The 12440-nt window shown below is 53.9% G+C and carries 10 protein-coding genes; 8 read left to right on the top strand and 2 right to left on the bottom strand.

What is annotated here, in order from left to right; translation table 11 throughout:
* Window positions 1-106 precede the first annotated feature (106 nt).
* Window positions 107-847 carry a hypothetical protein gene (locus DI44_RS01205; RefSeq protein ID WP_033026359.1) on the top strand — a complete coding sequence of 247 codons (741 nt, stop codon included), beginning with the start codon at window positions 107-109 and terminating at the stop codon, window positions 845-847.
* Window positions 848-878: 31 nt separating this feature from the next.
* The gene (locus DI44_RS01210) at window positions 879-2291 is read left to right on the top strand and encodes a S41 family peptidase (protein WP_013146465.1); all 1413 of its coding nucleotides are present in this window, start codon (window positions 879-881) and stop codon (window positions 2289-2291) included.
* A gap of 173 nt (window positions 2292-2464) precedes the next feature.
* Here the strand turns inward: DI44_RS01210 and DI44_RS01215 are convergent, their stop codons facing one another.
* The gene (locus tag DI44_RS01215; protein WP_013146464.1) at window positions 2465-3358 is read right to left on the bottom strand and encodes an accessory Sec system S-layer assembly protein; all 894 of its coding nucleotides are present in this window, start codon (window positions 3356-3358) and stop codon (window positions 2465-2467) included.
* A 38-nt stretch (window positions 3359-3396) separates the two neighbouring features.
* The gene (secA2, locus tag DI44_RS01220; RefSeq protein ID WP_033026356.1) at window positions 3397-5790 is read right to left on the bottom strand and encodes an accessory Sec system translocase SecA2; all 2394 of its coding nucleotides are present in this window, start codon (window positions 5788-5790) and stop codon (window positions 3397-3399) included.
* A 269-nt stretch (window positions 5791-6059) separates the two neighbouring features.
* On the opposite strand from secA2, the gene DI44_RS01225 reads away from it, so the two are divergent.
* From DI44_RS01225 to DI44_RS01250, 6 genes are all read left to right on the top strand, one after another.
* Window positions 6060-7142: an MraY family glycosyltransferase gene (locus DI44_RS01225; protein WP_033026354.1), complete on the top strand. Its 1083-nt coding sequence runs from the start codon at window positions 6060-6062 to the stop codon at window positions 7140-7142.
* Between the two features lie 234 nt (window positions 7143-7376).
* Window positions 7377-8495 (top strand): DegT/DnrJ/EryC1/StrS family aminotransferase, encoded by a 1119-nt coding sequence (locus DI44_RS01230; RefSeq protein ID WP_033026352.1) that lies wholly within the window; start codon window positions 7377-7379, stop codon window positions 8493-8495.
* Window positions 8496-8613: 118 nt separating this feature from the next.
* Window positions 8614-9351, top strand: coding sequence for an LPS biosynthesis protein (locus DI44_RS01235; RefSeq protein WP_033026371.1), 738 nt, complete (start codon window positions 8614-8616; stop codon window positions 9349-9351).
* Window positions 9348-10361 (top strand): Gfo/Idh/MocA family oxidoreductase, encoded by a 1014-nt coding sequence (locus DI44_RS01240; RefSeq protein WP_015375874.1) that lies wholly within the window; start codon window positions 9348-9350, stop codon window positions 10359-10361. Before DI44_RS01235 ends, DI44_RS01240 begins: the two co-directional genes overlap by 4 nt.
* Window positions 10362-10376: 15 nt before the next feature.
* Entirely contained in the window at window positions 10377-11690 is a 1314-nt protein-coding gene (locus tag DI44_RS01245) for a nucleotide sugar dehydrogenase (RefSeq protein WP_015375873.1), read from the top strand.
* Window positions 11691-11707: 17 nt separating this feature from the next.
* On the top strand, window positions 11708-12439 hold the full coding sequence (locus DI44_RS01250; protein ID WP_011232634.1) for an N-acetyltransferase: 732 nt from the start codon (window positions 11708-11710) through the stop codon (window positions 12437-12439).
* Window position 12440 lies beyond the last annotated feature (1 nt).

The raw sequence follows: 12440 nt of genomic DNA, 5'->3' as shown, positions 1-12440 counted from the left end.
CAAAGTCTTGACTGACTCTTTTTTTTCAGGGCATATTTTCATTTTGCCTCTTTTCCAGTAAAATTGAAATACATGTTTTATATTTTTGTAGATAGCAGGTGAAAGTGTGAGGAGAAAACGGAGAAAAGCATTTTCCATCATCGGATGGCTGGCGGTGTTTTGGTTGTCGTTTTCGCTGTTGGCTGTTCAGACGGAAGCGGCCCCGTTCCCAAGTGTGGAGCGGCTTGAACAGCATGCCGCCCAGCTTGAGCGGGCGATGAAAGCGGATCAATGGTCCAAGCCGTACCGTCTCTTCAACCAAGTCAAACGCGATTATGAGGCGGCAAAAAAAGAAGTGGCGCGCGTGCGTCCACAAACGGCAAGGGCGCAGTTGGAAAAACGGATCGCGGCCGGAGAACAGACGATGAAAAAGGCTTCCGCCTATATCAGCGCGGTCGAAAGCGGGGAGCGATTGCGCGCCTTGACGGCCAACGTCGACCGGGCGCTGCGGACGGGGGATGTGGATGTTGTGTACGATTCCTACGGTCCGCTGGAATATCAAATTCGCAAAACAGCGATTCTCATCGGCCGCGTTCCGGGAGCGTCGCTGCGCGAAAAGATGGAAGGATGGTTTCAACGCCCGGCTTTGGCTGTCAAGCTGCGTGCCTATGATCCCATCAATATTATGAAAGCCATGGACAAGCTGCTTGATGCGTATGATGAAGGGGATATCGCGCGGGCGGAGCGGTTGCTGTCGCTTTGCGACCGGTGGCTGCCAAACGTGGTGGATGCGGCGACGCGCAAGCAGCTGGCGGTGTATATCGATGATTTTAAAGCGCCGGTTGTCTTAGATGTCGATATCGAATAAACTGGCGCATGTCGGGAGAGGAGAGACGGATATGAAGGTGATTCAGCGATGGGCGGCGGCTCTTCTATTGCTTGCGGCTTCATTTTCGGTTTGGAGTCCGCCGGCGGAGGCGGCGACGGCTCCGGCGTCAACGAAGGTGCTCGAAGAAGTGCGGGAAATTGTCCGCCAGTATTATGTGGAACCAGTGAGCGATCAAGTGCTGAAGGCGAGCACCCCGCAAGATATTGTCAAACAGCTTGACCCGTATTCTGCCTATATGACAAAGGAAGAATACGAGGAATTTTTGAAGTGGATTGATATGGAGTCTGTCGGCATCGGCGTGATGATTGAGGAAGATGAGGACGGCGTCCACATCATGTCTGTCTTGGACAATGGGCCAGCCGCCCGCGCCGGACTGCAGCCGGGCGATGTGATTCAGGCTGTTGACGGGCAGCCGGTAACGAATGAGACAATGGAAAAAGTATTGAGCTTGATCGCAGGGGAAGAAGGAACGACGGTGGCCGTAACCGTTTGGCGGCCGTCGACCGAGGAAACCGTCAGCGTCACCATCAAGCGGGAAAAAATCGACTGGCCGAACGTGGAGTTCAAACGGCTGGCAGGGAATATCGGCTATATTCAGCTATATAGTTTTGATGAGACAGCGCCTGGTGAGATCGAACGCGCCATTCGCTCGTTAAGCGGGGTGAAAGGGTGGATTTTTGACCTCCGCGACAATCCGGGGGGATATGTGGAAACGGCGCAGCAAATCGCCGGCTTTTTCCCGAATGTGAAACAGGCGTTTCAGTTGCGCGACCGTTCGAATCACCCAGAAGTGTATGCCGCTGTCAAACAGCCGGTGCAAATGGCGGGTCCGATCCGGCTGCTTGTCAACGCGTCGAGCGCGAGCGCGTCGGAAATGTTGGCGGCGGCGGTGAAGGAGCAAAAGGCGGCCGTTTTGTATGGGCAACGGACGTTTGGCAAAGGATCGATGCAGGAAATGTTTGAGCTGTCGGACGGCAGCATGTTGAAGTTGACCGTCGCCCACTTTTTCTCGCCAAAAGGGACGCCGATTCATCACGTTGGGGTGAAGCCGGATGTGCCGACGGTTGTCGGTAAAGAGCTGTATGCCGCTCACCGCGATTTGCTGATTGGCCAGCTGAAAGGGTATCAGTCGCTCGGCAAGCTGCGCAATGCGCCGGTCGATAAGACGTTTGTCGTCCGCTTCTCTCGTCCGCTCGCCAATACCGCGGTAAGCGGAGTAAAATTGTATCAATTAGGTGGACAGGAAGCGGCGGTGACGGCGCAAATCCGCCGGGGGACGGAGCTTTTGATCAAACCGGCAGCGAAGCTGGCCAAAGGGCAGAGCTATTTATTGGTCATTCCGCCGGTGTTAAAAAGCAAAGACGGCGTGGCGATGAAAAAAGGCGCTTACATGGAGATTCAAACCGCTGCTTCTACGAAATAAGGCCCTCCCGTCCAGATGCGTTGGATAGCCGTCTGCTCTTGATGGTGCAAAGTTCGGCTGCTTCGACTAAGGCTCGGCTGACAACGGGAGCGCGGTCGTTTTGAACGGAACGATGCAAAGAAAGCTGGCCTCCATCGGTCGTTTGGCGACCATGGGGGCCAGCTTTTTGCCGATTACGTTTCGCTTGATTGCGTTTCTTGCCTTTCGCTCTGTGCCGGGGAGGATGGGATTGTCACCTTCCAGGACGTCCAATCCGGTTCTGCTTTGTGCAGCAATTCCGGTGGGAAGAGGAACGTCCATGGTTTGCTGGTGTGGGCTTTCACTTCCAGATGGCACGGAAATAATCCGCGGGCGACCATGTCGCCAGCATGATCCCGCACTTCAAGCGGGATTTGTTCAAAATGGATATGTTTGTCGCTGCCGTTGCGAATGAGCAACGTGACGGCTAGTTCACCGGAAGGCAGCTGTTTCGCTTCAATGCCCATGAAGTTCACCTCCCCGGGAGCGGGAGGCGGAACCGAGTCAACGAGGGCTTGCAGCTGTTGGTGCTGCTTGGCCGACAGCGCCTGCTCCCAGCTTTCCTCTAGGTCGAGCCGATGCCGCGGTGTCAGTTCAAAGGCGATCTTCCATCCATCTTGAGGCAACTGATCGACGAGCTTGTCCTCGGCGGCGAACAAAAACCGCCACGGGCGGGCCGTCATCGGCGGCAGCTCGCCGAAAGCGCTCATATCAAACTCTTTGCGGGCGATCGCCGTGCCATCCTCGTCAAGCAGCAACAGGCGGATTCGTTCAAAGCGAACCGGCTTCGGCAGCGTGTTGCGCAAAATGGCGACAGCGACAAACCCATCGTTGTATTCGACCAGCTTGACGCCGGAAATGGAAATTTGGTTTGGCTGAAGCGGCGGCAGCTGTTCGTGGTAAAAGCGATAGACGTACGTTTCCTCTGGAGACAGCTGCCAGTCCGGATGAAACGACAGCGTCGTTTTCGTTCCGCCCTCCGGCTGTTCGACATGCTGCGCCGGCAGCTCGGCCTCCGGTTGTGTGCGTTGTTTTCGTCGGAAAATCATAGGGAACCTCCTTTACGAGGCGGCGTGCTGCGCCGCGGTTATGGTTCGTTCGCGGCGACGGCCGCTTCGTCATCGATGACAAACTGGCTTTTCAAATAGTTCATGGCTGTGGTGCAAATGCCGGCGTCGATCGCTTGCTGCAGCGCGACGAATTCGCGGTAGGCGTCCATTTCAAAGGCACGGTACGGATCCTCTTGGCCGTAGCTGCGCAAATGAATCCCCTCTTTCAATACATTCAGTTGATTTAAGTGGCGAATCCAGTGGGCGTCGATGGTTTCGACCATCACATGCTTAAGCCGCATCGTTTGTTCTTCGTCGCACGGAAGATCGGCGAGCGCCGCTTCAAGCGATTTGTATTCGTCCCAAACAAGTTGGGCGATTTCTTCTTTTTGCTTATGGCGAAGATCCTCAATCGGATAGGCAAATTGGAAAAAGGCACGGCGCAGCTCGTTGTGCAGTCCTTCGATGTCCCACTCTTCAAACAAAACGTCTTCCGGACAATAACGGTCGATCGTTTGCGTGATATAACGCTGAATGTGCCGAAGGAGCTCGGACAGCACCTCTGCTTGCTTCAGCGCCAAGACGCGATCGCGCATATGGTAGATGACTTTGCTTTGTTGGTCAATCACAGTGTCCAGTTTCAATAAATGCAATCGCGCCGAATAATGGGCGTTTTCGATCGTTGTTTGCACTTTTTGGACGAACTTGATCGGGTCGGGCGACACGATGCGCCCGGTTTCATCCGTCTCGACTTTGCTTTTCCATTTTTTCAATTCATCTTGATCATACAAGCGGAATAAATCGTCGTCGAGCGAAATGATAAACTGGGAAGACCCCGGATCCCCTTGGCGTCCTGCCCGGCCGCGCAGCTGCATATCAATGCGATGGCTTTCATGGCGCTCTGTGCCAATGATGTGCAGCCCGCCAAGTTCCTTGACGCCTTCCCCAAGCAAAATATCGGTCCCGCGCCCGGCCATATTGGTGGCGATCATCACTTGCCCTTTTTGCCCGGCGGTCGCGATGATGCGCGCCTCTTCTTCCTCCGTTTTGGCATTGAGCAGGTGGTGAGGGATGCCTGCTTTCGAAAACGCTGCTGACAACCGTTCCGACTGAGCGACCGATGTCGTGCCGATGAGAACAGGGCGGCCGATGGCATTCATTTTTTTCACTTCGTCAATAATTTTCCGTACTTTCGCCTCGTACGTCTGGTAGACGAGGTCGTCCCAGTCGGTGCGTCGGGATGGCCGGTTTGTCGGAATCGTAATCACGCGCAGCCGGTACGTTTGCCAAAATTCTTCTTTCGACGGCGTAGCGCTGCCGGTCATCCCGGCCAGCTTCTCATACATGCGAAAATAGTTTTGGATCGTAATCGTTGCTTGGATGTCGTTTTCTTCGGTGATTTCCACACCTTCTTTCGCTTCAATCGCTTGATGCAGGCCGTCGCTGAACGAGCGTCCTTCCATCACCCGGCCGGTGAACGGGTCAACGATCATCACTTTGCCGTTTTTGACGATGTAATCGACATCCCGCCGCATGATAAACCAAGCGCGCAGCGACTGCATCGCATGATGGAGCAGCACGTGATGCTCCCAGTCGTATAGGTTATCGATGCCAAACGCCCGCTCGATTTTTTGCGCCCCTTCTTCGGTGAGGAAAATTTGTTTCGTCTCCGGAGACCGTTCATACTCTTTTCCTTCTTCGAAGGTGCGGACGATGCGTGCCATAATCGGGAACAATTCGGCTCCGATTCCCGATTTATTGGCGATGATGAGCGGGGTGCGCGCTTCGTCGATTAAAATGCTGTCAATTTCATCGATGATGGCGTAATACAGCGGGCGCTGCACTTTATCTTCGAGGCGGTACACCATGTTGTCGCGCAAATAATCAAAGCCGAACTCGGTGCCGGTGCCGTACGTGATATCGGCCGCGTACGCTTCTTTTTTCTCGCTGGCCGTCATTTGCGACACATTCAGGCCGACGGTTAAGCCGAGAAAGCGGAACACACGGCCCATTTGTTCGCAGTCCCGGCGCGCCAAATATTCGTTGGCTGTAATAATGTGGACGCCTTTTCCAAGGAGGGCGTGCAAGTAGCTTGGCAAAGTGGCTGCCAATGTCTTTCCTTCCCCGGTCTGCATTTCGGCGATGTTTCCTTCATGCATCGCCAATCCGCCCATCAGTTGCACGTCGTAATGGCGCAGCCCGAGCACGCGCCGCGCCGCCTCCCGGACGACGGCAAACGCCTCGGTTTTGATGTCATCGAGCGTCTCACCGCGTTCGAGCCGTTCTTTGAAGGCAACCGTTTTTTGGCGCAGTTGTTCATCGCTCAGCGAAGAAATGGTGGGTTCCCATTCATTGATTTGCGCCGCCAGCTTGGCAAGACGCTGCACGTCTCGCGCGCTTTCGTCAAATAGTTGCTTTACTTTTGTCAACATATTGTCCATTCCTCTCCTAGACAGGCATGATTCACACCAAGTGCTCTAAAACCTAATTATAGCACAAGATGTTTCCTGTGGAGGGAGGATGTAAAATGTGGAATCGTCCGCCGGATTGGCGCTCGGAGCTTCTCGCGGCAAGGGAAAAAGAAATTTTCCATCCTTGGGGACAAAAAAGGGGTGTAAAAAAAGATTGATTTACTCATCGTATATGGTAACATAAAGATGATGTGTGTTTCCGCGATTTTATAAGGCCAAGGTGATTGCATATGAATATGGAAGCATTTGCCGCATGTTTGGCTTCGTTTATCACAGTATTGGTCATCACCCCGTTCGTGATCAAGCTCGCGGTCAAAATTGGCGCGGTCGATCGGCCGAACGGGAGAAAAGTGCATACAAAAGTCATGCCAAGGCTTGGCGGATTGGCCATTTTTATCGGTGTCGCCGTCGGCTATTTTGTCGGCGGGGTGTATAAAGAGCAAGTGACGGGGATGACGGTCGGCGCCATCATCATCGTGCTCGTCGGGATGCTCGACGATTTGTACGAGCTGTCGCCAAAAGTGAAGATGGCCGGCCAGCTGCTGGCGGCGTTCGTCGTTGTTGCTTCCGGGCTGAAGGTCGATCTTTTGACCGTTCCGTTTGTCGGCACGTTTGAGGTGGGGCTGTGGAGCTACCCGATCACGATATTTTGGATTGTCGCGATTACGAACGCCATCAACTTGATCGATGGATTGGATGGATTGTCCGCGGGCATTTCCGCCATTGGGATTGCGGCCATTGCCGTTATGGCGGGCATGGCGGGCAAAATGCTCATTTTCACGCTCTGCTTGATCATCTTAGGCAGCGTCATCGCTTTCTTGTTTTACAATTTCCACCCGGCAAAAATTTTCATGGGGGATACCGGCGCGTTGTTTTTAGGATATGCGATTTCCGTCCTGTCGGTGCTAGGGCTTTACAAAAGCGTGACGCTCTTCAGCTTCGTCGTTCCGGTGATCATTTTGGGTGTGCCGATTTTCGATACGACATTTGCCATTATTCGCCGCATTGTGAATAAAAAGCCGATCTCGGCGCCGGATAAGTCGCATCTTCATCATCGGCTGCTGGCCCTTGGCTTTTCGCATCGCAACACGGTGCTGCTCATTTATGCGTTTGGCTTGATGTTTGCCATCAGCGCGATTTTGTTCTCCGCGTCGACGTTATGGCAGTCCATTCTCATCGTCTTTGCCTTGATCGTCTTCGGGGAACTGCTGGCTGAACTGATCGGCTTGGTCAATGATCAGTACAAGCCGTTTATGACCTTTATTCGCAAGCTGCTTCGGGGAAGCCGAAAAGTATACGGAAATGACCGATAAATAGCAAATGGGCCGTTTGTGTCATGAAAGGGACAAACGGCTTTTTTCAGGAATGGCCCGTCTTTGGAAAATTATACCCTTCTTTTTCGTTGTTTATGCAGCTTCTTCCGTTCCTTCGCTGATTTTTTTGCGGCAAGGCCAAGATTGCCACAAAACTGTCATTATATATTGACGCAAATGTGATAAACTAAACATGTTTATTCTATATATTTTTTGGATTTGGAGGAACTTGCGATGAATGTGCCAATGTTGGATTTAAGCGAACAGTATGAACAATTGAAGCCGGAGATCATGCGCGTATTGGATGAAGTGATGCGCTCCTCCCGCTTTATTTTAGGGGATTATGTCAAAAAGCTAGAAGCAGATATTGCCGCCTACAGCCGGGCTAGACATGGGATCGGCTGCGGCAACGGAAGCGATGCGATACATATTGCTTTGCAAGCGGCCGGCGTCGGGCCGGGCGATGAAGTCATCACGACGGCGTTCACCTTTTTCGCGACGGCAGGATCGATTGCGCGGGCCGGCGCCAAACCGGTGTTTGTCGATATCGATCCGGTGACGTTCAACATCGATCCAGCGAAAATTGAAGCGGCGGTGACGGAGAAGACGAAAGCCATCATCCCGGTGCATTTGTACGGGCAAATGGCGGATATGGAGGCGATTGCCGCGATTGCCAAGCGGCATGGATTGGTTGTCATCGAGGACGCCGCCCAGGCGATCGGCGCGAAATACAACGGGAAATGCGTTGGCGAGCTGGGGACGGCGGCGACGTACAGCTTCTTCCCGACGAAAAACTTGGGCGCCTACGGGGATGGCGGCATGATCATTACGAATGATGACGAACTGGCCGAAAAATGCCGGGTCATCCGCGTTCATGGCAGCAAGCCGAAATATTACCATCATGTACTTGGCTACAACAGCCGCCTCGATGAGATGCAAGCGGCGATTTTAAGCGTCAAATTCCCGCATCTGGATCGGTGGACGGAACAGCGGCGCAAGCATGCGGCGACGTATACGCGCCTGCTCGAGGAGGCGGTCGGCGACCTTGTTGTGACGCCGAAAGAAGTCGACGGGCGCTATCATGTGTTCCATCAATACACGATTCGAGCGCCGAAGCGCGACGAGCTGCAAGCGTTTTTGAAAGAACAGGGGATCGCGACGATGGTGTACTATCCGCTGCCGCTGCATTTGCAGCCGGTGTTTGCTTCGCTCGGATACAAGGAAGGGCAGCTGCCGGAGGCGGAAAAAGCGGCGAAAGAAGCGCTGTCGCTGCCGATGTTCCCAGAGCTGAAAGAGGAGCAGCAACAGTACGTCGTCGAGAAAATCGCAGAGTTTTACCGTCATTTCGCTTGATCGTCCAACCGGCCAAAGGAAACGTCACTTGCGCACAGCAATGGCGTTTTCTTTGGCGTTGGATCATTTGTTTTGTTCACAACACTTTGTTATTTTATGATAAGGGATGGTGGCCGGATTGACGGCGGAAAAACGACCGTTTGTGCTATACGAATATTTGCGCTTTTTTTGGCAGCGAAAATGGTGGTTTCTTGTCGTTCCGCTTGCGACGATCGTGTTGACCGTCATCGCAGGGCGGCTTTTGCTGCAGGGGGAGAAGTATACGGGGAAAGCTGTCATATTTACGGGATCAATTGACGTAAAAGAGTTGACGGATCCGAAAAATATAGAAGCGAAGTTTCCAGATGTGAAAAACTTGGATGTCGTCGTTCCTGAAGAACAGTACGTGCAAATCACGGTCAAAGGCGACGATGAACAAGACGTGAGTCGAGAATTGAAGCTTGTTGTGTCGGAATACAGCCAGGGGCTCAAGCGCCATTCGCAAGAGCGGATTGATGTCACCACGAAATACTTGCATGCGCTGGAAGAACGGGAGCGCGCCTTGCAGCAAAAAGTCGATTATTATAGCGAACAAATACAGTCGGGCCGCTTGAATCCGGAACAGCTCCATGACATCAGCGACTTGTTGGTTGAGTCGGAAAACAACTTGACTGAAGTGATGGAGCGTGTCAATCGCATCCGCGGCAATCTTGTCTTTTACGAAAAACCGGCCGTATTGTCGGAAACGGTGGCGAAATCGAAAACGTATACGGGGCAGCTGATGGCCGTCGGCCTTGTCCTCGGCCTGTTTTTGACGGTCGTTTGGCTCGTGCTTTGGAAGTATATATTGGACGCGAGGAGGTACTATTCTTCATGATCCGTTTTGCCATTGTCGGCATGGGGCATATCGCCAAAAAACATATCGATGCCATTGAAAAGGCGGACGGCGCCGAGCTGGCGGCAGTGTGCGACACGAACCCGGAACGGTTGCGCGACGTGTCGGACGTTCCTGTTTACACTGATATGGAGACGATGTTGAAGGAGAACGAACAGATCGATGTCGTCAACATTTGTGTTCCGTCTGGATTGCACGCGCGGCTGGCCAAGCTGGCGGCTCGCTATCGCCGTCATATCATTGTGGAAAAACCGATGGCGCTCCGTGTGAGCGACGCCGAAGAGATGATCCGCGCGGCGAAAGAAAGCGGCGTGAAGCTCGCGGTCGTTCATCCGAACCGCTTCCGTCCAGCGATTCGGAAGCTGAAAGAGGCGATGGAGCGCGGGATGTTCGGAAAACTGAGCCATGCGAACGCCACGGTGCGCTGGAATCGAAATCAAGCCTATTATGATCAGGCGGCGTGGCGGGGGACGAAAGAGTTTGACGGCGGCGTCTTGATGAATCAAGCCATTCACAATTTGGATTTGCTGCTTTGGCTGATGGGGCCGGTCAAGGCGGTGCAAGCGATGGCGGCGACAAGGCTGCGCAAGATTGAGACGGAAGACGTCGCGGCGGCGGTCGTCGAGTTTGAAAGCGGGGCGCTTGGCGTCATTGAGGCAGCGACGACGATTTATCCGCAAAACTTGGAGGAATCGATCGCCATTTTCGGTGAAACGGCATCGGTGAAAATCGGCGGCCGGACGGCCAACTTTATCGAAACGTGGGAAGCGGAAGGCGTCAGCGAGGAAGAACGGGCAAAGCTCATCGATGAGATCAACGCCGACCCGTTTGGCAAGCCGGGGCACCAATGGATCATTGAAGATATGGTGCAAGCGATTCGCGAAGACCGCGAGCCGATCGTCACGGGTTTGGACGGATTGGCTCCTGTTCGGCTGATCGAAGCGATTTTGCGTTCGGCGGAAACGGGGACAAGAGTGCAACTATCTGAGTAGAAAGGAATGAGAGGAATGAACTACGCGGAACGGCTGTTGCAAAAATTTGAGAAACGCGACGCGGTCATCGGCGTGGTCGGGCTTGGCTACGTCGGGTTGCCGCTGGCAGTCGAAAAAGCAAAAGCAGGGTTTCATGTCATTGGCTTTGACATCCAACAAAGCCGCGTCGATCAAGTGAACAATGGGATCAACTACATCGGCGATGTCGTCGATGAAGATTTGCATGAGATGGTCAAACAAGGGCGGCTTGTGGCGACGACCGATTACGCCCGGATCGCGGAAGTCGATGCCGTGGCGATCGCGGTGCCGACCCCGCTCGATGAGCATCATCAGCCGGATACGTCCTACGTCGAAAACTCGGCGAAGGAAATCGCTAAATACGCCCATGAAGGGATGCTTGTCGTTTTGGAATCGACCACCTATCCAGGCACGACGGAAGAAATCGTGAAACCGGCGCTGGAGAAAAAGGGGCTCGTCGTCGGGGAAACGGTGTTCGTTGCCTATTCGCCGGAGCGGGTTGACCCGGGCAACAAGCAGTTTAAGACGAAAAATACGCCGAAAGTCGTCGGCGGCGTGACAAAGACGTGCACGAAAGTGGCAGCGGCCATGTATCGAGCTGTGCTTGAAGGCGATGTGCACGAAGTGTCGAGTCCGGCGGTGGCGGAAATGGAGAAAATTTTTGAAAACACGTTTCGCCATATCAACATTGCGTTAGCGAACGAAATGGCCATTTTGTGCGAACGGATGGGCATTGATGTCTGGGAAGTCATCGATGCAGCGAAAACGAAGCCGTACGGATTTATGGCGTTTTATCCGGGGCCGGGGCTTGGCGGCCATTGCATTCCAATCGACCCGTTTTATTTGACATGGAAGGCGCGCGAATACAACTACCATACGCGCTTGATCGAGCTGGCCGGAGAAATCAACAACGCCATGCCGGAATATGTCGTCAACCGCGCGATGCTCATTTTGAACGAAGAAGGGAAGGCGCTGCGCGGTTCGAAAGTGACGGTACTCGGCGTCGCCTACAAAAAAGACATTGATGATGTGCGCGAATCGCCAGTGTTGAAAATCGTCGAGCTGCTCGAGCAATACGGAGCGGAATTTGCGGTCGTCGACCCGTATGTTCCGTCGTTCCGGGCGTGCAACCGGGTGATTGAGACGGTCGAGCTGACGCCGGAACTGCTTGCACAGTCAGATCTTGTCTTGATTACGACGGATCATTCCAACATCGACTATGAAATGGTCGCTCGTCACAGCCGGGTCGTGTTTGACACACGCAATGCTATGAAAGATGTGTCGAAACCGGCAAAATACGTCAAATTGTAAGCGAAGGAGACGAAACCATGAACGTTGTCGATCCCTCTGTTGTTTGCGGTGAACGTGTCGAAATGGGCCATTTCACGGTCATCGAGGCGAATGTAAAAATCGGAAACGACGTTAAAATCGGACATCGCGTCACGATTCACGAAGGAACCGTCATCGGCGACGGCGTGACGATCGCCGACGGAGCGGTGCTCGGCAAACCGCCGAAGCCGGCGAAAACGAGCACCGTCAAGCTGTCGGGCGAGCTGCCGCCGCTTGTCATCGGCGACCATTGCACGATCGGCGCCAACGCCGTCATCTATCGAGGCGCGACGATCGGCGCCTACACATTGATCGCTGATTTGGCGAGCGTGCGCGAAAACGTGCACATCGGCCAATATGTGATCGTCGGGCGCGGGGTGTGCGTCGAAAACCACGTCCAAATCGGCGATCGGACGAAAATCCAGTCGAACTCCTACATCACGGCCTACACGACGCTCGAAGACCATGTGTTCATCGCCCCGTGCGTCACGACGACCAATGACAACTACATGGGGCGGACGGAAGAACGGTTCGCCAAAATCAAAGGGGCGACCGTCAAGCGCGGGGCGCGCGTCGGAGGCGGAGCGATTTTGCTGCCGGGCGTGACGGTGGCGGAAGAGACGTTTGTCGCCGCTGGGGCGCTCGTCACAAAAGATACGGAACCGAGGACGGTCGTGAAAGGATTCCCGGCGCGCTTCAGCAAAATGGTCGACGAGCGGGAGTTGTTATAAA

It is taken from the genome of Geobacillus sp. CAMR5420 (assembly GCF_000691465.1).
GTDB classification, from domain to species: domain Bacteria; phylum Bacillota; class Bacilli; order Bacillales; family Anoxybacillaceae; genus Geobacillus; species Geobacillus thermoleovorans.
The sequence above is the reverse complement of the archived record's forward strand: the minus strand, read 5'-3'. Positions and strand labels throughout refer to the sequence as shown.

Bases quoted from the DNA above. Each gene is read 5' to 3' on its own strand.
- DI44_RS01215 (WP_013146464.1), bottom strand. From the start codon at position 3,358: ATGATTTTCCGACGAAAACAACGCACACAACCGGAGGCCGAGCTGCCG.
- secA2 (WP_033026356.1), bottom strand. From the start codon at position 5,790: ATGTTGACAAAAGTAAAGCAACTATTTGACGAAAGCGCGCGAGACGTG.
- DI44_RS01245 (WP_015375873.1), top strand. From the start codon at position 10,377: ATGAACTACGCGGAACGGCTGTTGCAAAAATTTGAGAAACGCGACGCG.
- DI44_RS01225 (WP_033026354.1), top strand. From the start codon at position 6,060: ATGAATATGGAAGCATTTGCCGCATGTTTGGCTTCGTTTATCACAGTA.
- DI44_RS01230 (WP_033026352.1), top strand. From the start codon at position 7,377: ATGAATGTGCCAATGTTGGATTTAAGCGAACAGTATGAACAATTGAAG.
- DI44_RS01240 (WP_015375874.1), top strand. From the start codon at position 9,348: ATGATCCGTTTTGCCATTGTCGGCATGGGGCATATCGCCAAAAAACAT.
- DI44_RS01210 (WP_013146465.1), top strand. From the start codon at position 879: ATGAAGGTGATTCAGCGATGGGCGGCGGCTCTTCTATTGCTTGCGGCT.
- DI44_RS01250 (WP_011232634.1), top strand. From the start codon at position 11,708: ATGAACGTTGTCGATCCCTCTGTTGTTTGCGGTGAACGTGTCGAAATG.